Annotated in this window: 17 protein-coding genes and 2 pseudogenes; 13 read left to right on the top strand and 6 right to left on the bottom strand. The window is 67.8% G+C overall.

The features are described from left to right. Positions 1-535 precede the first annotated feature (535 nt). Positions 536-670, bottom strand: coding sequence for a hypothetical protein (locus OG819_RS52930; protein ID WP_256258606.1), 135 nt, complete (start codon positions 668-670; stop codon positions 536-538). Between the two features lie 140 nt (positions 671-810). Here OG819_RS52930 and OG819_RS52925 point away from each other — a divergent pair, with 140 nt between their 5' ends. The 3 genes from OG819_RS52925 to OG819_RS52915 all read left to right on the top strand — a co-directional run bounded on the left by OG819_RS52925 (position 811) and on the right by OG819_RS52915 (position 3,162). Beyond that, a complete protein-coding gene (locus OG819_RS52925; RefSeq protein WP_266657054.1) occupies positions 811-1,389 on the top strand; it encodes a sigma-70 family RNA polymerase sigma factor in 579 nt (192 codons plus the stop codon). 128 nt (positions 1,390-1,517) lie between these two features. Beyond that, positions 1,518-1,736 (top strand): hypothetical protein, encoded by a 219-nt coding sequence (locus OG819_RS52920; RefSeq protein WP_266434288.1) that lies wholly within the window; start codon positions 1,518-1,520, stop codon positions 1,734-1,736. 529 nt (positions 1,737-2,265) lie between these two features. Then, positions 2,266-3,162, top strand: coding sequence for a hypothetical protein (locus OG819_RS52915; RefSeq protein WP_266657052.1), 897 nt, complete (start codon positions 2,266-2,268; stop codon positions 3,160-3,162). 105 nt (positions 3,163-3,267) lie between these two features. Here OG819_RS52915 and OG819_RS52910 read toward each other — a convergent pair whose 3' ends face one another. Together OG819_RS52910 and OG819_RS52905 are read right to left on the bottom strand one after the other, a co-directional pair. Further along, positions 3,268-4,452 carry a serine hydrolase domain-containing protein gene (locus OG819_RS52910; RefSeq protein WP_266657050.1) on the bottom strand — a complete coding sequence of 395 codons (1,185 nt, stop codon included), beginning with the start codon at positions 4,450-4,452 and terminating at the stop codon, positions 3,268-3,270. Between the two features lie 348 nt (positions 4,453-4,800). Further along, positions 4,801-4,950 (bottom strand): annotated as a pseudogene (locus OG819_RS52905) (IS630 family transposase); the annotation flags it as partial. 1,462 nt (positions 4,951-6,412) lie between these two features. Here OG819_RS52905 and OG819_RS52900 point away from each other — a divergent pair. Beyond that, entirely contained in the window at positions 6,413-7,651 is a 1,239-nt protein-coding gene (locus OG819_RS52900) for a ParA family protein (RefSeq protein ID WP_266636067.1), read from the top strand. Next, the gene (locus OG819_RS52895) at positions 7,648-8,760 is read left to right on the top strand and encodes a ParB/RepB/Spo0J family partition protein (RefSeq protein ID WP_266657048.1); all 1,113 of its coding nucleotides are present in this window, start codon (positions 7,648-7,650) and stop codon (positions 8,758-8,760) included. The genes OG819_RS52900 and OG819_RS52895 overlap by 4 nt, the downstream gene beginning before the upstream one ends. A gap of 195 nt (positions 8,761-8,955) precedes the next feature. On the opposite strand, the gene OG819_RS52890 is transcribed toward OG819_RS52895, so the two are convergent. Then, positions 8,956-10,029, bottom strand: a complete 1,074-nt coding sequence (locus tag OG819_RS52890) for an alkene reductase (protein WP_266657046.1) — start codon at positions 10,027-10,029, stop codon at positions 8,956-8,958. 117 nt (positions 10,030-10,146) lie between these two features. On the opposite strand from OG819_RS52890, the gene OG819_RS52885 reads away from it, so the two are divergent. Then, positions 10,147-10,524, top strand: coding sequence for a MerR family transcriptional regulator (locus tag OG819_RS52885; RefSeq protein ID WP_266636070.1), 378 nt, complete (start codon positions 10,147-10,149; stop codon positions 10,522-10,524). Positions 10,525-11,177: 653 nt separating this feature from the next. After that, entirely contained in the window at positions 11,178-11,573 is a 396-nt protein-coding gene (locus OG819_RS52880; RefSeq protein WP_266657044.1) for a hypothetical protein, read from the top strand. Positions 11,574-11,975: 402 nt separating this feature from the next. Here OG819_RS52880 and OG819_RS52875 read toward each other — a convergent pair whose 3' ends face one another. Then, complete coding sequence (locus OG819_RS52875; protein WP_266657480.1) at positions 11,976-12,176, bottom strand: hypothetical protein; 201 nt, start codon at positions 12,174-12,176, stop codon at positions 11,976-11,978. Positions 12,177-13,192: 1,016 nt separating this feature from the next. Between OG819_RS52875 and OG819_RS52870 the strand changes: the two genes are divergently transcribed. The 3 genes from OG819_RS52870 to OG819_RS52860 all read left to right on the top strand — a co-directional run bounded on the left by OG819_RS52870 (position 13,193) and on the right by OG819_RS52860 (position 16,041). Continuing rightward, positions 13,193-13,795 carry a hypothetical protein gene (locus OG819_RS52870; protein WP_266657042.1) on the top strand — a complete coding sequence of 201 codons (603 nt, stop codon included), beginning with the start codon at positions 13,193-13,195 and terminating at the stop codon, positions 13,793-13,795. A gap of 48 nt (positions 13,796-13,843) precedes the next feature. Further along, a complete protein-coding gene (locus OG819_RS52865) occupies positions 13,844-14,260 on the top strand; it encodes a hypothetical protein (protein ID WP_266434308.1) in 417 nt (138 codons plus the stop codon). A 1,658-nt stretch (positions 14,261-15,918) separates the two neighbouring features. Beyond that, a complete protein-coding gene (locus tag OG819_RS52860; RefSeq protein ID WP_266657040.1) occupies positions 15,919-16,041 on the top strand; it encodes a hypothetical protein in 123 nt (40 codons plus the stop codon). Between the two features lie 121 nt (positions 16,042-16,162). Here OG819_RS52860 and OG819_RS52855 read toward each other — a convergent pair whose 3' ends face one another. Next, positions 16,163-16,750, bottom strand: a complete 588-nt coding sequence (locus OG819_RS52855; protein WP_266657038.1) for a TetR/AcrR family transcriptional regulator — start codon at positions 16,748-16,750, stop codon at positions 16,163-16,165. Between the two features lie 653 nt (positions 16,751-17,403). Here OG819_RS52855 and OG819_RS52850 point away from each other — a divergent pair. The 3 genes and pseudogenes from OG819_RS52850 to OG819_RS52840 form a co-directional block, all read left to right on the top strand. After that, entirely contained in the window at positions 17,404-17,919 is a 516-nt protein-coding gene (locus OG819_RS52850; RefSeq protein WP_266636075.1) for a (2Fe-2S)-binding protein, read from the top strand. Then, positions 17,906-18,898: a xanthine dehydrogenase family protein subunit M gene (locus OG819_RS52845; RefSeq protein WP_266636076.1), complete on the top strand. Its 993-nt coding sequence runs from the start codon at positions 17,906-17,908 to the stop codon at positions 18,896-18,898. The genes OG819_RS52850 and OG819_RS52845 overlap by 14 nt, the downstream gene beginning before the upstream one ends. Further along, positions 18,895-19,967: pseudogene (locus tag OG819_RS52840) on the top strand (xanthine dehydrogenase family protein molybdopterin-binding subunit); the annotation flags it as partial. The gene OG819_RS52845 and the pseudogene OG819_RS52840, both read left to right, overlap by 4 nt. Position 19,968 lies beyond the last annotated feature (1 nt).

The raw sequence follows: 19,968 nt of genomic DNA, 5'->3' as shown, positions 1-19,968 counted from the left end.
CGCCCCTCCAGGCGCCAGGGACTGAAGCCCGAGCGCGGCCGTGAACCACGCCGGACCTACCACCGAACAGAGCCGCCAGGCGGCCTGCCGTCGGCCCGCCACAGGCCGACAGGGACGGAGCCGCCCACCGCAGCCCTTTGGTCCCTCGCTTCAGTCCCTGGGCATTCCCGCAGGTCAGAGGAGCAATGGACTACTCGCAAGGGACTGTAGGGACTGAAATCCCCAATTATCAGCTAGCTCTATACCTGTAGATACCTGTAGAGGGACAGATACGCCCGCGCGTACCCGCACACAGGACTGGCTCATAATTACAAACTTGAGTCCCTTGAGTCCCTGAACTAGGCTGCATACCCGTTTGACCTGCACTTTTTCCAGGGACTGAAGAGCAGGGACTGAAAGGGACTGAAGAGCTAGGGACTGAAGAGGACGCGGCCGTCCTCCACGCCTTCGACAGCCCACACCCGTCGACATGCAGTAGCCGCCGTCGTAGCGCCCCTTGCCGACAGCCAAGCGGACCTCGGGCAGGCCCGTCGCACTACTTCAGGAACGCCAGGAGCAGGGTCACGACGATGACGCCCACGCCGATTGCAGTGCCCAGTTCCGGATTGCGGTATGCGGCGTAGACGGCCAGCGCGCCGAGCGCCAGAGCAAGCGCGGTTCGAGTGTCCATGCCTGTCAGGACGGCCTTGCCGCGGAATTTTTGCGCCGTCAACCTCGCGGCGGATGAAAGAAGTTGGCCGCTTGTGCGTCCTACTACCAACCAACCTCTGCGGGGTCCATCCCCGCCTGAGTCCGGTGGAAGGACGGCCCATGGCAACCAACTCAGGAGGAGCGGGTCCCGCGCGGCCACGAGACCGGCTGTCCCGTGAAAAGGAGGCGAAGCTGAGCGAGGTACTGAAGGAGGTCCATCCGCGGCTTCTGGCGGTGGTGATGCGGATGACGCGTGACTACCACCTGGCCCACGACGTCACCCAGGAAGCGTGTCTCGCGGTGATCCAGGAATTCCGCAGGGGCACCGTGTTCAAGAAGCCGGTCATCGTGTTCGCGACGGTCGTGGCCCGCAACAAGTTCCTCTCGGAACTGGGACGGATGCGAGCCCAGCTGGAACGGCCCTCGGACGAGCTCCCGGAGGGCGGCAGGCCGTGGCCGGACACCACCGCTCCGTGCGACATCACCTCGGGCTTGGAGTACCTCGAACTGCTGGCTGCGGTGAAGGCCGCGATCCGTGACGAGCGGCAGGCGACGGTCTGGGAACTGACCCACGTCTGGGGCCTGAAAGGCATCGAGATCGCAGCGTTGCTGAAGGTCTCGTCCGCGACCGTCTCCAGGGATTTGGAGAAGGCGGAGACCAAAGCCAAGCGCATATCCGAACCGTACGCAGAGCAGTAGCTCGCCTCTCGGGACCACGGTGGTCGCGAGAGGCGAAACCCGTGGTCCCGACTCGGGACCTACCGCTCCCGACACGAAGGGAGCGCCTCCCACAGACGAAGAAACGGGACACGGAAAAGGGGATGCAAATGGAGCACGAGAAGCACTCCTCTCCTCACGAGAGGATGCTGGCCTACTTGCGGGAGGGAGAGCGGCTCGTCGAGGACTCTCCACACGGGGCCCCCGGCTGGGACGTGGTGTATCGCGCACTGTCGGAGGCCGCAGACCAGGCCGAAGCAGGCGTCAGCGGGGACGAATCGGCGACACGGAACGAGACCGGACTGCACACCGGCTCGATCGTCTGGTGACGGGCCGCCGATGAAGCCTTTCGGCACCCTCGTCAGCCCACAGCCGAGCCGACCAGACAGCACCTCGGTCACGGTGTTGTTCATCTCTGCCCGCCTGTCGGGCACGTTCCGCAAGACCGCATGCAGCTGTACGGACGGCACGGGGGCCCGCCCGTAGAGCTGGATCTGCACCGCCTCGGGGGCTGGGCAGGTCATTCACCATCGGTGTGCCCTCTCGCCAAGCACAGATGCCTGGCGAGAGGGCACACCGCATCATCCGGTCCCATGGACGGGAGCCGTCCGCCGGGAACACGCCCTGGTGGAACGACAGGCGACGTGCTCTGCCGCCAGCCGGCCCTGGCGGCAGCCACCTCCTGGGTCATGGCTCCCCCCTCGTGAGACAGGGACGCGGAAGCGCTACGCAGGGCTGTCAGCAAGAGTCTGAGCACGGCCACGAGCACGGCTGCGGCGGTGCCCGCGGCGAAGAGCCAGCCCGTTCTGAGGAGCGATGAGGCCATGGAACGCCGAAGGCCCGAGCAGGCCAACGCCCATGCTCACCCGAGTACAGGAGTCGGAAAGTCGTCGCCAAGCGGGATTCACACAATGTGAATCGGGTCCGGCAGGCACAATCTCAGACATGGCGACGAAACCGCGCAGGGCGCCAAAGCGCACAAGTCCCCTGCTCAGAAGGCCCATCCGGATCGGCACCCTGGACACCGCAGCGATTGTCGGTGAACTGCGGGACCTGCACGAGAAGGCCGAGGATCCCGACATCGGAAGGATGCCCGCAGACGATGAACTGTTCGGCGCACTGCTCTACACCGAGACGCACGCCTCAGCGCTTGGCAGGGCGGACGAAGACGCACGACGTGCAGCCGCCCTCAAGAGAGTCCTGCTCTGGGAGTACGTCCGCGAGCAGGCCGAGATCCATCAGATGAAAGCGATCGAAGCGGCCCGGGCCGCCGGTGTCGAGTGGGCCGACTTGGCGCCCCCTCTCGCCGTCGGCGGACCGAGCGCGGCGTACAACAAGTCCAAACGGCTCAAAGCGCTCACTCTCAACGATGATGAGAGCGAAGGCCAACCGGTGCGCCGCACCCCCGAGGCCGTCGTGAAGGCCGAGCGCCGGATCGCCGAGCGTGCTGCCGCTCAGCGTCGTGCTGAAGAGGCCGCGCGGCGGCGGCACGAGCTCTTGCTCCCCGTTGCGCGCCGCCTTCTCGAACACCGCGATGATTTCGTCCCGGACAGCGAAGTCAACGACTGGCTGGACGAAGTCGCCGCTGTTCTTCCCAACTGCCAGACACCGACCCAGAAGGTCAGTCTCGGGACCTACCTCAACGCCACGGTACGAGCCCTTCAGCGAGTCGAGCGGGAAACGGCGCTCCGTGCGGCGAGGACGGAAGACGCTCAGCTGGCCTATACCGCAGCGGTCGCGGTGTGTTCGGACTGAACCGACTGCGCGGCGGCGCCATCGTTGGCTCCACTCCCCCACCTTGTGGCGAAGGCTGAGCGCGTGCCTCTCGGCAACGAGAGCGCCTCGGCCTGGTCGGTGGTGCTAATGCTCTTGACGAAGAGGGACAGCGCACAGTGCGTGGTCGAGCAGGGCGCTGGCCGCGTTCTCCTGGTCCAGTATGTGCTCCGGGGTGTCGCCGCGTGCCTCGGACATGGAGACCACGGCGCTTCGCCTGCCGTCGTCGGTGATGCCGTTGTGGGTGATGTAGCCGCCGTCCCCGCCTTCGTGGCTCCAGTAGCTTCCTCCGCAGCTCAGGGGGCGCTGGACCAGACCGAGCCCGTATCGCCCGCCGGGCCACAGCTGTTGGACCTCCGCGCTCACGGGGACGGTCTGCTTCATCTCGGCCAGCTGTCGCGTCGGTAGCAGTCGGCCCGCGAGCAACGCGCGGAAGAGGCCGTTCTCGTCCCGTGTGGTCGTGACGAACGACAGGATCTCGTAGTCCACCGATATCTGGTCGGTGACGTCCACCACGGAACCGGGGCCGAAGAGCTGGTAGGCCTTGGCGTGCGGCCGGGGCAGGGTGGGCGAGGTGCCCATCCACCGGGTCTGGTCGAGGCCGAGCGGGCGCAGGACGCGGTCTTCGATTTCCTGGTGGGCGGGGTGCCCGGTGGCCTTCTGGATGATCATGCCGAGCAGGACGTAGCCGGTGTTGGAGTACTCCCAGCCCTCGCCGGGCGAAAAGTCCGGCGCGTGGGCCATGGCGCGGGCAACCAGCTGCTCGGGGCCGTAGACGTCGTACCGCTGCTGGTAGAACTCCTCCGGCGTGGTGTATCCGGGCAGGTCGTCGTGGATGCCGCTGGTGTGCTGGAGCAGTTGGCGAATGGTGATCCGGCTGCCGTCGTTGCCGTTGCCTCGCACCACTCCCGGCAGCCAGTGGTCGACCGTGTCGTCCACGGACAGCGTGCCCTCTGCCTCCAGTTGGAGAACCACGGTGGCGACCAGCGTCTTGGACGTACTGGCCATGCGGAAGTAGCCGTCAGAAGGGACCGGGCGGCCGGTGTTCAGGTCGGCGGTGCCGCTGGTGGCGACCGACTGCCGACCGTCAGGCGCGATCACGCGGGCCTGCACACCGCTGATACCGAGGGCGTGGATCGCCTCGGTGTCCTGGCGCAACTGCTCGACGGGAGAGGGACCGGCGGGCTGGGCGACGGCGGTGGCCACCTCGGCGGCGAGCAGCGTAGCGACACCCAGTGCCACGGCGAGGTGCCTTCGCAGAGTCGAAGTCATGGCCGAACGCTAGATTCGCCCCCCAACGGGGCGCGATCCGGCGTCCCCCCGGATCGGGAGGGGGGATATCCCCCAGCGCGGGTTGTCATGACTCTGGATGGTCGCCGAGCGCGACGGCCAGGGTGACGATTGGAGGCCGTCCCACTCAGGTCGGTGAGACTCATCCAGGCTCAGAGAGACGGGACAGACACAGCCATCGTGCTCCACAAGGACTGAGACTCCCCCAGGTCGGCGGAGACACCGCACCACCGCTTGTGGACTGCTGGGGAAAGGGCCGAGTACCGGCCGAGCCCTATTACGGCGTAATAGGTCGACGTCAGCATGGGACAGCCGCGACAACGACGTCCTCGTGTCCTCGTCGGCCTGGACCAGCTGCGCGATCACAGGAACACGGTTCCCGCCGGCGAACGCCAGCAGCATCATCGCCCGGCGATAGCGACCCGAGCTGGTACTGCCCCGGCGCACGAGCTGCTGCAGCTTCTGCCCTTCTCGCCGCACTCCCCCATACTCGGATCGTCCGAGTCGGTGCGCGGCCGCAGCGGCAACCTGGCAGAAGCACATCCGTAGTGCGTCGGACGATCCTCGCGCCCGGCACTCCGGAGGACGCCTCGGACCCGACAGCTCATTTCTCCTCTGCGTCCGCTGCGTCGAACGTCAAGGGCGCCAGTTATTACGGCGTAATAGTTCGCGGGGCGCACGAGGGCGACACACGCCGGCGCGCTGTCTTCCGGCTGACCGGTACCGGGAGCCGCGCGGCCAGGCGCTCGCCGGCCCGGCCGGCCAAGGCCACTCAACTCTGCTGGCCCTGGTCGTGGCGCTGCCGGACCCGTTCGCGGCGACGCCCCGGGTGCTCGGGGTCGACGAGTTCGCCCTGCGCAAGGAGCACAACAGCTACGGCACCGTACTGGTCGACTGCGAGACCCGTGCCCCGGTCGACCTACTGCCCGAGCGGGAGGCAGTCACCTTCGCCGCCTGGCTCACCGTGCACCCGGCGTGGAGCTCATTTGCCGTGACCGCGGCGGCCGTCGCGTCGGCGCGGGTACCGGCCGAGCCCTATTACGGCGTAATAGCTCGACGTCAGTCTTGGACAGCCGCACCAACGATGCCTTCGCCGGAACACACCCTGCGCGGAGCGGCTGCTCTATTACGCCGTAATAGTTGCGCCCAGTGGCGGCTGCTCGTTCCGCTGCGGGAACGCCCCGTGTTCACTCCCATCGAAGTCAGTCGCCGCCACCTTCAGTCCGGGCGGACTCCAGTACGACCGAGCGGTCCGCCCTTCGCGACATCGCCACCACGGACATGTACGAGAGCATCGTCGCCGCCGTACGGGCAGGCGAGTGGGGTGCCTACGGGGGCGGCCCTCTCCCCCGCCTGTCGCCGGATTGCCGTGCTGGCGGCGACGGACATCGACCAGAGATACAGCCGGCCCGGCGTTCCCCCCGGACACGATCTGCGCCGACTGGGCTGGAGGAAACGGCGACGGGGCTTCGGCGAGGGCGTACGCCCAGACCGGGCGGCGGATGTTCCGTCTTGGTACAGGCGGCGAACGATCAGGGACTGGCCTTCGGCTGGACGAAGCCACGAGCGTCGGTTGCTGAGGGTGCCTCGGGGGGTGGTGGTGGGGGAGTACTGGCCGGGAATCGCGGCAAGCGGGGCGGGGTCGAACGAGGGCGGAGCACTGCCGAGGCCGGAGGGAGACCCGCCTGCGCCCGGGGGATCCGTCCATGTGCCGGGGATCTCCACGCGAGCCTGGCCAGTGCCAGTGCCAGTGCGGCTTCGCCGTACCCAGTGACACGGAACAAAAGGGTCAGTTGGGGCCACCAGCCCACTACCAGACGCCTCGTCGGCTATTACGGCGTAATAGCCGAGCGGGCTTCCGCGGGCAGTTCATCCATAACAAGTCTGCCTAACTAACGTGTCGATGACGCGAACGATCAAGAACGTTAGTAAGGTGTCCACCATGACCTCGCCAGCCACCTCCAGCGACCGCGAGAAGGTCGTCTCCAAACTGCCGGGATGGCTCCGGCAGGACCTCAAAATCAGAGCCGCCCAGCGCGGCATCGAAATCCAGGCCGCCGTCGAACAGGGCATCAGCGACTGGTGCAACTTGGCATCAGCACCGGCCGGCGTCGACACTGCGGGCGCCGATTCCTTCTCCACCTTCCTCCCCGAAGGCCAGTGGGAGGAATTTCGCAGCGTCGTCGCCGACCGTCGCCTCTCCCTCATTCAAGGCCTCGCCCAGTCCGTGAAGCTGTGGCTCGACTCCAACCCGGCCCCGGACATCGAACGCCCCGCGATCACACGCCGCATCATCGTCTGCAACCAGAAGGGCGGCGTCGGCAAGACCGCCATCACCGCAGGCACCGGCGAAGCCCTGGCCGAAGACCCCGGCACCCTGCACCGCGTCCGCATCGCCAAACAACTCGCCGCCGCCGCAGGCGAGAACGCCGACGGCCCTCTCGACGTCGAAGACCTTCCCGGCCTCGGACTGCGCGTCCTGCTCGTCGACTTCGACCCGCAGTGCCACCTCACCAACCAGCTGGGTGCCGCGCCGCTGCCGATGAACGGCGACAGCCTCACCAACCACATGGCCGGCGACCCCAAGGGCGATCTGCGCGACCTCATCGTCTCCATCGACGACGAGAACTTCGGCGATCGCCTTCACCTCCTGCCCGCCTGCAACGACGCGTTCCTTCTCGACGTACGCCTGTCCGCGGTACGCGCCCGGGAAGCCGCCCTCGAGCGGGCACTTGCCCCGCTCGAAGCCGACTACGACGTCATCCTCGTCGACTGCCCGCCCAGCCTCGGGCTCAGCATGGACGCCGCCGCCTACTACGGCCGCCGCCGCGCCGACGAAAAGCCCGGCCAGTCCGGCGCCCTGATCGTGGTGCAGGCCGAGGACAGCTCAGCCGACGCCTATGAACTCCTCACCAACCAGATCGACGACCTGCGTGGCGACCTGCAGATCGACATCGACTACCTCGGCATCGTCGTCAACCTCTACGACGGCCGCCGCGGCTACATCGCCACCTCCTCTCTCCAGGGATGGGTCGACATAAAGGATCCGCGGGTCGTCGGACTCATCGGAGACCTCAAGGAACAGAAGGAGGCCGTCCGCATGAAGCAGCCCCTGCTGTCCTACGCCCCCAAATCACAGCAGGCGATCGGCATGCGCGCGCTGGCCAGGGAGATCTCATGAGCAAGGCCGACCAACTCGGCGCCGGACGCTTCGGCGGCGCCCAGGCCCGAGGCGTCAGCGCCCGCCGACAGGCCGTTGCCGCCGCCACCGGCGTGCCCACCGAAGGCATCGCCGCGCCGACTGAACTCCCGGTCCACCGCATCAGCCTCAACCCGGACAACCCCCGCTCCAGCCTCGGAGACCTCACCGACCTCGCAGGCAGCCTCAAGACACACGGGCAGAAAGTGGCCATCACGGTCATGAACCGTGACGCCTACACCAAGGTCAACCCGGTCGACGAAGATGACCTCGAGCCGGACACCACCCACGTCGTCATCGACGGCAGTAGCCGGCTCGCGGCCGCTCGAGAAGCCGGCCTTGCCACCATCAAGGTGATGGTCAGCGACGACCAGGGCACCACAGTCGACGAACTCCTCGAGTCAGCACTGGTCGCCAACATCCACCGCCAGGACCTCGAGGAACTGGACGAGGCCCGAGCCCTGGAACGTCTGCTGGCCATCCACGGCACCCAGACCGCCCTGGCCAAGCGCCTGCACCGTTCCCAGGGCTGGGTGTCGCAGCGGCTCGCCCTGCTCACCCTCACCCCCGAACTCCAAGCACGCATCGGCCAGGAACCCATCGACCTGCTGCGCGCAGTGGGTAAAAAGCCTGCTGAACAACAACAGTCGGCCCTGGAAGAGCTCAAGGAGCGGCGAGCCGGCGAGGGCGCCGAGAGGGCAGATCAGAAGCGGAAGAAGGCGGAGCCGCAGGAGCAGGCGGCCGACACCGACACTCGGCCCTCTGCGACCGCCGCCCCCTATTACGACGTAATAGGGGAGCCGGAGACGCAGGAGGACAGCCCGGATCCGGAGGTGTCTTCGTCGGGGGAGCAGACCGGGAAGTCCACGGAGACTGTGCCCGAACCGCGCACCAACGACAGCCCGGCGGTCGCGGAGCAGCCGGATACCGGAAGCCGTAAGCCGCCCCGACTGCCTTATGAGGACGGGGTCTTCCTCGCCCACCACCTGATCCGCAAGATGAGCCCCACCGAGTTCGAGAAGATGCTGGCGCTGTTGAACGGGTACCACGACCAGTTGGCCGCATCCAATGGCGCTGACGCGGCTCTCTGACCATGAAGGACCGTCGGGTCCCCTGCCACATGGTGGCAGGGGACCCCCTCCTTCTTCAGGCGCAGCTGGCGGTCTCGATCACCCACCGCATCTATTACGGCGTAATAGCGGTCCACGTTGGAGAGCGGTGCGAACCAGCGACATGCCCGTGCTGTCCCGCCTCACTCGATTTCGCTCGTTCGCCGCAGCTCGGAATCAACCCGCGTACTGGTGGGCCGAGTAGGTCAGGTAGCCCGCGTCACCGCCCTGGTAATACGTGCCCTCGTCGACGGGGGCGATCGGAAGTCCGCCCCGCAGCCGCTCGACCAGGTCGGGGTTGGCGAGGAAGGCGCGGCCGAAGCTGATGAGATCGGCGCCGAGACCGAGCCAGTGGTCGGCGTCGTCCCGGCTGGTCTGCTTCGGTCCCATCGGAAGGACGGGGTTCATGATGAGGGCGCCCGGCCACGCTCGTCGCAGGGCGACGAGCACCTCTTCGTCGGCGGTGGCCTCGAGGTGCACATAGGCCAGCCCGAGGGGGGCCAGTTCGGCCAGCAGCGCGGTGTAGAGCTCGCGGACGTCGGTCTCCTGAACTCCCCAGAAGGTCCCGCCCGGTGAGAAGCGGATGCCGGTCCTGTCCCCGCCGACGGCCTCGACGGTGGCGGCGACGGCCTCGACGGCGAACCTGATCCGGTTGACGATCGGGCCTCCGTAGCGGTCCGTGCGCAGGTTGGCGTTGGACGAGAGGAACTGCGAGATCAGGTAGCCGTTGGCGCCGTGGAGTTCCACGCCGTCGAAGCCCGCGTCGACGGCACGGCGTGCGGCATCGCCGTACGACCGCGCATGCTCGGGCACTTCGGCGGTGTCCAGCGCGCGCGGCGTCGGAGCGGGCTGGAGTCCGGTCGGGGTGAACACGTCGCCGACGGCGGGGACGGCTGAGGGCCCGACCGGCTGCAGGCCGGTGGTGTCGGAATGTGAGACCCGGCCGCCGTGCATGAGCTGGGCGAAGATCCGGCCGCCGTTGGCGTGGACGGCGGCGGTCACGAGGCGCCATGCCTCGACCTGCTCGTCGGTGTGCAGTCCCGGTGTACCGGGGTTGGACTGCCCGATCGCGCTCGGCTGCACCCCCTCGCTCACTATCAGCCCGGCTGTGGCCCGCTGGGCATAGTAGGTCGCCATCGACGACGTCGCCAGGCCACCGGCGGCGGCCCGCACCCGGGTCATCGGGGCCATGACCATCCGGTTGGGCAGCGTGAGGCCGCCGAGCCGGTAGCTGGTGAAGAGGGTCGTCATGTCAGGACTCCTTCGCGCTCCGCCGTGCCCGCACCTCGGGCACGGCGGCTACGCTAAAACCTCACACTGACGTCAGAGGCAAGGGTCTGTGACGCAGAACTCAGCAGGGGAGGCTCTGTGAGGATCGGGGAGCTCGCGTCACGCGCCGGAGTCAGTGTCCGGTCCGTGCGCTACTACGAGGAGCAGGGGCTGCTCACCAGTACCCGTAGCCCGAGCGGGCAGCGGCACTACACGGAGGGCGAGGTCGAACGGGTGGCATTCATCCAGCGGTTGTACGCCGCCGGCCTGTCCAGCCGCACGATCACCGAGCTGCTGCCCTGCGTCGACGCGCCCAGCGAGGAAAACTCCGACTCCGCGCTGGAGCGGATGGCACTGGAGCGCGAGCGGCTCTCCACGCACATCGCTGACCTCGTGCGGACCAGGGACACGCTCGACGGGCTGATGGCCACGGCCCGGGCGCACCGCGAACAGCTGGGGAAAGCTGCGGTCGGCTGACTGGGGGAGGGGCTCGTAGGTCGGCACTGGCTCCTTTGGGAAGCACGCAGCCACAGAGGTTGCCGGGCGCGAGCGGGCCCGACCTCCAGGTCAGGTCGAGCCGCACCCGTATGCGGTTACGAGCGGCCGAGCCGCCGCGTTCCGATCGCTGCGGCGACCTCCTCGGACAGGCTCTCGTACGGCAGGCCGACGCCTGCCGCCCGGGCCAGCGAGCGGCCCTGTACCCGCCTCCGAAGTCGCCGCAACGCCGTCGCCGAACGCGGCAGTACCCCGGAGGCAAGCCGAACCCGCCGTGGCAGCCCGCGCGCTACCGCAAGCGTCGGCAGGGATGAGCCGAACGACGCGGTGCGCACCGCACCGATGAACGCCTCATCGCACATCGCCCTCGACGACGAGGCGTTCCACCTTGGCTGTGGACACCGGTTGTCCGCAGCGACGACGGACGGAAGATCCCGTCCGAGGGGGAGGGGCGCGAGGGCGCGAGGTAGCCGATCGCGGCGTACCGGGTACCTGAACGCATCCTGACTGCCGCGCGGTACGACTCGCCTCACCGGTCCCGCACCAGCAGCATGGCGCCATGCACACCTGCGCTCACCCACTTCGCATAGCGGCATTCCGTCCCGCCCCCGCCCCCGCGACGGAAGAAGACCGCCTTGCATACCCCGATCACCACCACCCGGCCCACTGACCGCGCGACCGCCTGGCTGCGGCGCCGGCTGGGGCGCGCGGTCGTCTTGTCATACGCCGGCGCCCTGCTCCTGCCCGGGCCCGGACTATGGCTGTGCCAGGCGCACACCCTGCCGCTCGGTACGCTGTTCCGCCTGCCGCTGTCCAGCGCCCCGTTCCTGCTCTCGCTGGTGCTGTTCTCGGCCGGGCTCCAGGTCCCCGTCCGTGCGCTGGGCCGGGTGCTGCGGCGCCCGAGTGCCCTGCTGGCGGGGCTCGTGCTGCACCTGGCGATCCCGCTGCTGGTCATCCCGTTCGTGAAAACGGCCGCGAACCGGGTCGTACGGGCACGGCCTCGGCACCGGGCAGGCACCGTGAGTTCTTGAGATGCGTATTCCACACGCCCGTTGACGCACAACCAGCTCGATGCCGGCGTTTCGTTCATAGGTTCTTCGGAAGCGTCGGCAAAGATCAGAGGTGGGGATCCTGTTGAACACTCTCGACAAGCAATACGGTCCGGCGGGCTTCGAAGAGTTCTTCCGCCACTACGAGCCGATGGTGCGCCGGCATCTGATCTGGCAGGAGGCCGAACCCGGCATCCTGGACGACGCCGCCCAACTGACCATGGTCAGCGCCTTCCGGTACTGGGACCGCGTCGGCCAGATGGACCCCCGACGGGCCGGCTGTTCAAGGTGGCCCGCCAACGACTGCAGGACGCCCGCGAGTCGCACAGGCGCAACGGCATCCTCATCGGCGCGCCGACGCACTACACGACGATCAGGGGCGCTTCACCCGCCACGGTCCGCGCTGGTCGGATAAACGGTGATGAGCAGCTGCTGCGCGGCCGGGTCCACGGCCACGACGACCCCGGCCCAGGCCCCGTGCCGCACCAGACCTACGCGGCGCCCATGGGCGGGCCGTTGGACGGACTGCTGCTGGACGTCACCGGCCGGCGTCCGGACGAAGTTGTTCCTCGAAGGCGCGGGCATCCAGGATTCCGACAGCATCCTGGACGACGACCAGTGGATCGAGTGGCGCGGCGGCCACGCGCACCAGTGGAACACATCGAATTTGACCTGTAGTTGTCGCCGTACAACCCGCGAGCCCCGGGCCGGCTGGTCCGGGGCTCGCTCGCGCATCCGTGAGCAAAGGAGTGAAGCGAGCTCTTGTCCGCTCCTCACGTCAGGTGCGGGTACCGAGGAATGAGAACGGCTGCGGCAACTGCGTAGTGACGGCCTGAAACGCAGATGGCGTGGTTGAGATGAGTGGGTGGTGCCGGTGGCCTCCGTTCCTGAGTCCGTATGTGACCCGCCGTGGTGGTTGGCTTTCGTGGGTCGCTGTCCAGGATGAGGTTGTGTAGGGTTGTATGGGGTACTTCATGCAATTATAGGATATTTACGGACTCAAGGCCGTGATGCGAGGTTGTGCCCAGGAACTGGGCAAGGGGGCAGTACTTGTGGGCTCTTTAATAAGAAGCGCCAGCGAAACTAGGCCTCTGACCTGCGCTTTTAGACTGCAGTCAGTGCTCTGGGGGGCACATTTCCGACCTCGGAATGTCAACCTGGCGCGCACATTCGGGCTTGGAAATCAACTACTGCTTGATTTCTGAGTCCCCTGGTGGTGGAGAGGAACGCCGCAGGTCAGGGCGTTGTGCAGGGAGGGGCCGAGGGGGGGGCAAGGGGGGTGTCGGAACGCTTCAGGTACATGAAATGTGCTGCCATTGCGGCACTAGAAATCAAGTGTTGCTTGAGTTCTAGTGCCTTGGCGCCCTGAATATCCATGCCCAGTTGATTTTTGGAGCGCGCCCGGCACGGGTGATGTGCGCAGAGGGCTCGTCGGCACGCCGACGCAGCAAAAGACAAGCTCTAGTTGATTTTTGGGCTAGTCTCTGGATCGCCTGAGTAATGAAGGAGGTCCTGTGACATCTGATCCACCAGCACCCCGGAGCCCACGACCACGAGTTGTCCCCAGCGGAGCATCTGAGGACCTCGGCTTCGACGACCTGTTGCAGGTTCTGGGCGAGCAGCTTGGCCAAAGCAGCCCGAGCACCGACCCACGTGATCGTCGTAGGCTCAAGAACGTCACCTTCGAGTACGAGCCTGCCCACCGGGCCGTGCACGACATGGCGGGCGATGCCGGCTACAGCCTGGCGAGCAACTGGTTCACGCAGCTGCTGGCACAGCTGGCCGTCGCCAATTCCATCACCAAGTCCCAGCTCTGCGTGTTCCTGTACGTCGCCGGCGGCCAGGAGCGGGGCACTGGAGTCGCCCAGTACACCCAGCAGGAGATCACCGACGGCCTCAACAGGCTCGCCGAGAAAAAAGACGGCAAGCGCATCACCCGCTCCACGGTGAACCGCGCCGTCCGGGCCCTGGTCGGCTACAAGTGGGTCGAGCAACTCGGCAACGGCGTCATCCAGCTGAACGTGAAACTCTGGTTCCATGGGAACAGCACCGCCCAGCACGCCGTTCTCGAACAGATCGCCGCCCAGCACGACCGCGACCCGGAGGCCTTCCCCAACGCCATCGGACCCGACCTGCACCAGGAGGAGCTGGACCTCGGTTTCACCCAGCAGACGAACTACAACAGAGGAAAACGCACCGGGTGATACACATCCACCAACCAACCCGCTGCACACGACGAGAAAGGGATACCGATGGCTGAGGTGCTGTCTCCGGTCGTCTCCGAGCGCATCTGGGCGCTCCCGATCTCCGGATCCTCGGTGAAGTTCCTCAACTACCTTCTCTACCGATCAAACTTCGGCGGCCACCTGCCCATAAAGCAGAAGGACATGGCCAGGGAATACCGCGTCACCCCCCAGGCCATCAGCAACCTCATCGCCCCGCTGTGCGACCTCAACATCGTGCTGCGCCCGAAGAACGAGGACGGCGGCAAGGGCAACTCCTACCGGCTGCACCCCCTCGCAGCCAAGTACGAGAGTCCCGAGGCCATGGAGACCTCATTCCGGCAGGCCATCGTGAACATCAAGGCCGGCGAGCTGCCCAACCTCAAGCTGCCCGCCTACGCCTCAGTGCCTCCCGCGGAAGGACGCCCCAACCTTCAGGTGGCCTGACAGTACAAATACAGGGGCCCCGCCGATGCATCGGCGGGGCCCCTGTGCCTGAGTAAGAGGTACTGCTTGCACTATACCCAGGCTCGGCCACGATCATCATCTCGAAGTGCTCCTTCCAGGTCACGCATAGACGTGCGTCGCGCTCCGGCCCGGGTGCTCGGTGGCGGCCGACCAGGGATGACAATCGTGCGGACTACTGGGCACCTAGGGGCGCCTGTGGGAAATCGGCGGCGCGGGAGCTTGCCGCTTCGCTCGCGCGGGGCCGCCCGGCCGAGCACGCGGAGCGGGAAGCGAGGGAGACCCTCGGACTCCACGAGCTCGTCGTCTCGATGTCTCGACTGGCCCGCCCGCTGCGTGGCGTGAGCTATCGAGACTCAGACACTCACCGGGGCCTGGATCTGCTCCTCGACGGCCTACGCGTCCCCGCTGCGGTCGAGGCCGGTGTACGAGCAGCTCACTGTGACCGCTGAAACGGGCTCAGCACAGCGGCTTCTGGCCAATTGGAGCGCCATACCCAGAGAGAGGCCCTGAGCGGAGAATCGTTCCTGACGAAGAAAATGATGGACTGTCAGATACAGATTCATGGACGGTGTGGGCTGTCGCCGCCCCATGATGTGCTGCCGCGTGAATCAGCGGCCGAGTGCGACCCCGCGACTGCTGCCGGACACTTCGAACCAGTTGCTGTCTCCGGACGCCGGTGCGAGGCAGAAGCAGTCTGTGGCAGCACAGATCGCGTCGCCCAACGCGGCGACAGCTTCGCAGAGTTCGGCGGGCAGGGGAGTGGTGCCGCCCGTTTCCCGGTGCTCGCTTCCCCACAACGGGCGCTGGGAAAGCTGCGTGACATCGGGGCCGTGGCGGGGCTCTGATCCGTGGAGGAAAGGACCGCGAGAGCAGTTCTGCCGGGGGGAAGGTCGGTATCGACAGGGAGCATGGCGGTCGCCCTCACTACGGGGGAAGTCGCGAGGGCGACCACCTGTCCCACCGCTGAGGCCAGCCAAATATCCTCGACGGCGGGAGTCTTCACTCGGTACACGAGTGCGAGGGGCGGCGAGGTTCACGGTTGAGAGGCACACCACCAGCCGATCGGCTCCCGGTGACGGCCCACATGACGTGTGAGGTCCTCTCCGCACTGTCGCGTGGACGAAACTTTCGCGCGGTCGCGCCGTCTCAGTATCGGGCCCCTGCATGCCGGGTGGTCCCACCGGGCTTGCCGGTCCGGAGGCTCCGGTCTTGAAGGACCGGCACTTCCGGATCGCCCTTCCCGGGGGCGAGTCCGTTCGGCAGGTGATGCTCTTCGGGCCGCCGACGGAGCCGTCCACGGCCGAAACCTCCGTGGACGGCCCGGCGGACAGGACCATGGACGGACCCGGGCACCCGGCGCACCGCCCCCGCCGTGGAAGCCCCAGGCCGCACCGGACCGGTGGCGCCACGGCACCGTTGCCGGAAAGCCCACGCTCACGGCACCGGACGGTACCGTCCACGACCTGATCCTGCCGCGCGGCGACGGCAACGGCTTCTGGGCGGCGCGCATCCAGTGGCGGAGCGAGGCCGGAATCCAGGAAAGCGGTCAGCCGGCCCTCAGAGACCCGGTCCGCAAGCTGGTCGAGGGGTTCCCGCTCCCGCCGTCGGCCAGCCTGGACCGCGGCGCACCTTCACACATGAGAGCTGAGCATGGCTGGTTCGGGCTCCTGGGTTGGCGCACGCTGGTGGTGGGGAGTGGCTGGACGTGGGACCGGGCCGAGGGCGTCCTGCGCCGGGTCGCCGTTGCCGCACTCCTCTGATACCGGCTCGTCTCGCCGGAGCATGTGCGGTTCGCGCAACGCGGCGACGTCGGGTGCGGTTGGTGAGCTGGGCGGGGCGGGAGCGAACGGGCCGGGTCGGCGCTCGGGCCTGAGGCTGTGGTCAGGCGAGGGTCGGCGAGGCCTGTGGCCCGCGCTGCTTCAGGCGCTCGGCGACGGTCTGCAGTAGTTCGTCGGAGAAGTTCTTGTCGGCTACGGCCCGGGACATGAGCAGGGCGCCGACGAGTGCGCTGAGGGTGAGCATGGCCTCGGCGCGGGCGTCGTCGGAGTCGTCGAGGCCTTCGATGAGCTCCAGGTAGGCGCGGACCTGTTTCTCGTACGCGTCCTTGAAGTCCGAATCGTTGCGTCCTGCGGAGGCGCCGAGGGAGACGACCGCGCAGCCGGTGGCCGGCGCGTCCCGGTGCCGTTTGGTGAGGTAGGCGTCGATGAGACCGGCGCGCGCGTCCTGCTCGTTCTTGTTCGCGGCGCGTTCCATCTTTGCTGTGCCCTCGGCCAGTGCGACGGCTGCGGCCTGTGCGATCAGGTCGTCGCGTGAGGCGAAGTGCTTGTAGAAGCCGCCGTGGGTGAGTCCGGCCTCGTTCATCAGCTCCGCGATGCCGAGACGGGTGACGCCTTCGGTGCGGACCTTGCGTGAAGCGAGCTGCAGGACGCGTGCGCGGGTCGCCGCCTTCTCTGCCTGCGAGTGGCCCATGTCCGTGCCTGCCTTCCGCGGGGCGGCGTAGTGGGGGCGCCGCGCAACTGGATGACCTTCATCATACATCCACGTCCGATATGGGGCGGAAAGCTGCTTGGGCTTGACTTTCAGGATGATGGAAGCAATCTGACATGTGGATGATGACAGTCATATAGATTGGAGTGGAAACCGTGCCCCGCCCATGACCCCTGCCGCACATCCGTCCTGCTGGTCGACCCCTTCAACGACTTCCTGTCCGAGGGCGGCAAGATCTGGCCCCGGCACGCAACTGCCCGGTGCGAGCTTCCTGAGCCTGCGGGTGCACGGTCTCCGATACACGGGGCGACACCGTCCAGCGCGCGGTCGGACTGCGCTGATCCGAAGCCGCCCCGCTCACTCACCGTGCCCCTCCACCAGGGACGCGGAAAACGGCCACGGCCGGGCGCCGCCAGGCGCGGAAGGTGAAGAAGCCGCCACTTGCCGGGCCCGCCGCAGTGCCGGCCATCGATCGTGCGGATGCGGTGTGCCGTCGGGACTCCTACGGTGGAACCAGATTGGCGGGTCACCGCATGCCGTGGTAACAGCGCAGGGGGGTGGGGGGAGTGCGCCCGCCGCGTCGTGTGCCGTGACCTGTGGAACAGGCGATGGGGGGCGCCGGAGACCGAGGTGTCATGACAATGCGGGCAAAGCCCGGCGCGACACGGGCCGTTCCCCAGGCGGAGTTCACCCTGCGGGTCAACAACACGAAGTACCCCCTACGCGTGGACGCACGTGTCACCCTGCTCGACGCGCTGCGCGACCGGCTGGGTCTGACCGGCACGAAGAAGGGCTGCGACCAGGGCACCTGCGGTGCCTGTACGGTCCACGTCGAGGGCAAGCGCGTGCTGTCGTGCCTCATGCTCGCCGCGCAATGCGACGGCCGGGACGTGACGACCATCGAAGGCGTCGGCACCGACGAGCAGCTGCACACGGTGCAGGAGGCGTTCCTGCGGCATGACGGCTTCCAGTGCGGTTACTGCACGCCGGGGCAGATCATGTCCGCGCTCGGCCTGCTGTCCGAGGGCAGGACCGGTACGCCCGAGGAGATCCGCGAGTACATGAGCGGGAACATCTGCCGCTGCGGCGCCTACGAGAACATCGTGGCCGCGATCCGGGAAGCGGCTGGTGATCACGATGAGACCCTTTGAGTACGTGCAGGCCCGTGAGGTGTCCGCGGCCCTGGCCGAGGCGGAGGCGCACGACGAGGCCGACTTCCTCGCCGGAGGCACCACCGAGCTGGACCTGATGAAGGACGGCGTACTGCGGCCCAGCCACCTCATCGACATCACCCGGCTGCCGCTGCGCGGCATGGAGGAGCGCCAGGGCACGCTGGTCGTCGGGGCGCTGGTCACGATGGAGGAGCTGGCGGCCGAGCCCGTGGTGGTACGCCGCCTGCCCTTCGTGAGGGAGGCTCTGCTGCGCAGTGCCTCGGTCCAGCTGCGCAACATGGCCACGATCGGCGGCAACCTGCTGCAGCGCACCCGCTGCCGGTACTTCCGCGATCCGACGGTCCCGGCGTGCAACAAACGCGAGCGGGGCACGGGGTGCGCCGCCATCACCGGCTCGCACCGAACGCACGCGGTGCTGGGAACCAGCACGCACTGCATCGCCACGCACGCCTCCGATGTCGCGGTCGCGTTGATCGCGATGGACGCGGTCGTGCACATCGCGGGCGCGCACGGCCGCCGCGAGATCCCGTTGAGCGGCTTCTACCGGATCCCGGGCGACACCCCGGACGTGGAGAACGAGCTGCGCCGGGGAGAACTCATCACCGCCGTGGAGATACCGCTGCTGCCGGAGGGCGCCCGGTCGGACTACCTGAAGGTCCGCGACCGGACGAGCTACGAGTTCGCCCTGGCCTCCGCCGCGGTGGCCGTGGTGCTCGGAGACGACGACGTCATCCGGTGGGCCCGGGTGGGTCTGGGCGGCGTGGCGACGGTGCCCTGGCGCGCCCTGGAGGCGGAAGCGGTACTGACCGGCAGCCGCGCGAGCGGCGAGGTGTTCGCCGGCGCCGCCAGAGCGGCCCTGGCCGGGGCCGTACCCCTTCCGCAGAACGCCTTCAAGGTGGAACTGGCCCAGCGCACGCTCGTACGCACACTGCGCACCGTCACGGGAGTCACCTCATGACGACGATCTCACGCCCCCGGCTGCTCGGGCCCGGCGTCAACCGTGTCGACGGTCCGCTCAAGGTGGCCGGCAAAGCCTCGTACCCCAGCGACTTCGCCTATCCCGGCATGGCCCACGCGGTCCTCGTGCGCAGCACGGTGGGCTCCGGGCGGATCACCGAGATCGACACGACGCAGGCCGAAGCTGCCCCCGGAGTCGTGTGCGTTCTCACCCACCTCAACGCCGGACACCTCGAACGGGGACCCATGACGTCCCTGGGCGTGTCTCCGCCCGCCCCCCTCCAGGACGACGTGATCCTGCACTATGGCCAGCACGTCGGGGTGGTGGTGGCGGACACCTTCGAGGAGGCCACCGAGGCGGCCGGCCTCGTCCGTGTCGACTACGCGGCGCAACCGGCCCTGCTCGAACTGGATGACCCCCGCGCCGAACTGCGGACGAACCCCTGGAAGCGGGACGCCGCGTGGGGGGACACGGCAGGGGCGCTGGCCGCCGCCGAAGTACAGCTGGACGAGACCTACCTCACGGTGGACAACACCAACAACCCGATGGGCCCCCTCACCACTGTCGCCCGCTGGGAGGGCGACACCCTGCTGATCAACAACTCGACCCAGTGGGCCTCCCTGGAGAGCACCTCGCTGGCGGAGACCTTCGGCATCCCCGAGGAGTCCGTCCACGTCATGGCGCCCTACGTCGGGGGAGGATTCGGAGCCGGACTGCGGGTCTGGCCGCATGTCATCCTGGCCGCGCTGGCCGCCCGGGTGACCGGGCGCCCGGTCAACTCGCCCTGACCCGGCCGCAGATGTTCACCGCCTGCGGCCACCGGCCCAAGGGCCGGCAGCGGATACGGCTCGGCGCGACACGCGACGGCCGCCTCGTGGCCATCGATCACGAGGCACTCACCGCCGCCGCCATGGACGACGACAACTTCGAGCCCACCGCGACCGTGTCCGCCACGTCCTACGCCTGCCCGAACGTCGCCACCCACGACACGCAGGCCCGCCTCAACATTCCCGTCCCGAACTCCATGCGCGGTCCGGGAGCGTCGACGGGCAACTACGCGCTGGAATGCG

The sequence above is a fragment of the Streptomyces sp. NBC_01549 genome, assembly GCF_026339955.1.
Taxonomy (GTDB): Bacteria; Actinomycetota; Actinomycetes; order Streptomycetales; family Streptomycetaceae; genus Streptomyces.
The sequence above is the reverse complement of the archived record's forward strand: the minus strand, read 5'-3'. Positions and strand labels throughout refer to the sequence as shown.

Coding starts and splice junctions, on each gene's coding strand:
- OG819_RS52930 (WP_256258606.1), bottom strand. CDS start 670: ATGGACACTCGAACCGCGCTTGCTCTGGCGCTCGGCGCGCTGGCCGTC.
- OG819_RS52925 (WP_266657054.1), top strand. CDS start 811: ATGGCAACCAACTCAGGAGGAGCGGGTCCCGCGCGGCCACGAGACCGG.
- OG819_RS52920 (WP_266434288.1), top strand. CDS start 1,518: ATGGAGCACGAGAAGCACTCCTCTCCTCACGAGAGGATGCTGGCCTAC.
- OG819_RS52915 (WP_266657052.1), top strand. CDS start 2,266: ATGCTCACCCGAGTACAGGAGTCGGAAAGTCGTCGCCAAGCGGGATTC.
- OG819_RS52910 (WP_266657050.1), bottom strand. CDS start 4,452: ATGACTTCGACTCTGCGAAGGCACCTCGCCGTGGCACTGGGTGTCGCT.
- OG819_RS52900 (WP_266636067.1), top strand. CDS start 6,413: ATGACCTCGCCAGCCACCTCCAGCGACCGCGAGAAGGTCGTCTCCAAA.
- OG819_RS52895 (WP_266657048.1), top strand. CDS start 7,648: ATGAGCAAGGCCGACCAACTCGGCGCCGGACGCTTCGGCGGCGCCCAG.
- OG819_RS52890 (WP_266657046.1), bottom strand. CDS start 10,029: ATGACGACCCTCTTCACCAGCTACCGGCTCGGCGGCCTCACGCTGCCC.
- OG819_RS52875 (WP_266657480.1), bottom strand. CDS start 12,176: ATGCCCGCGCCTTCGAGGAACAACTTCGTCCGGACGCCGGCCGGTGAC.
- OG819_RS52865 (WP_266434308.1), top strand. CDS start 13,844: ATGGCTGAGGTGCTGTCTCCGGTCGTCTCCGAGCGCATCTGGGCGCTC.
- OG819_RS52860 (WP_266657040.1), top strand. CDS start 15,919: ATGAGAGCTGAGCATGGCTGGTTCGGGCTCCTGGGTTGGCGCACGCTG.
- OG819_RS52855 (WP_266657038.1), bottom strand. CDS start 16,750: ATGGGCCACTCGCAGGCAGAGAAGGCGGCGACCCGCGCACGCGTCCTG.
- OG819_RS52850 (WP_266636075.1), top strand. CDS start 17,404: ATGACAATGCGGGCAAAGCCCGGCGCGACACGGGCCGTTCCCCAGGCG.
- OG819_RS52845 (WP_266636076.1), top strand. CDS start 17,906: ATGAGACCCTTTGAGTACGTGCAGGCCCGTGAGGTGTCCGCGGCCCTG.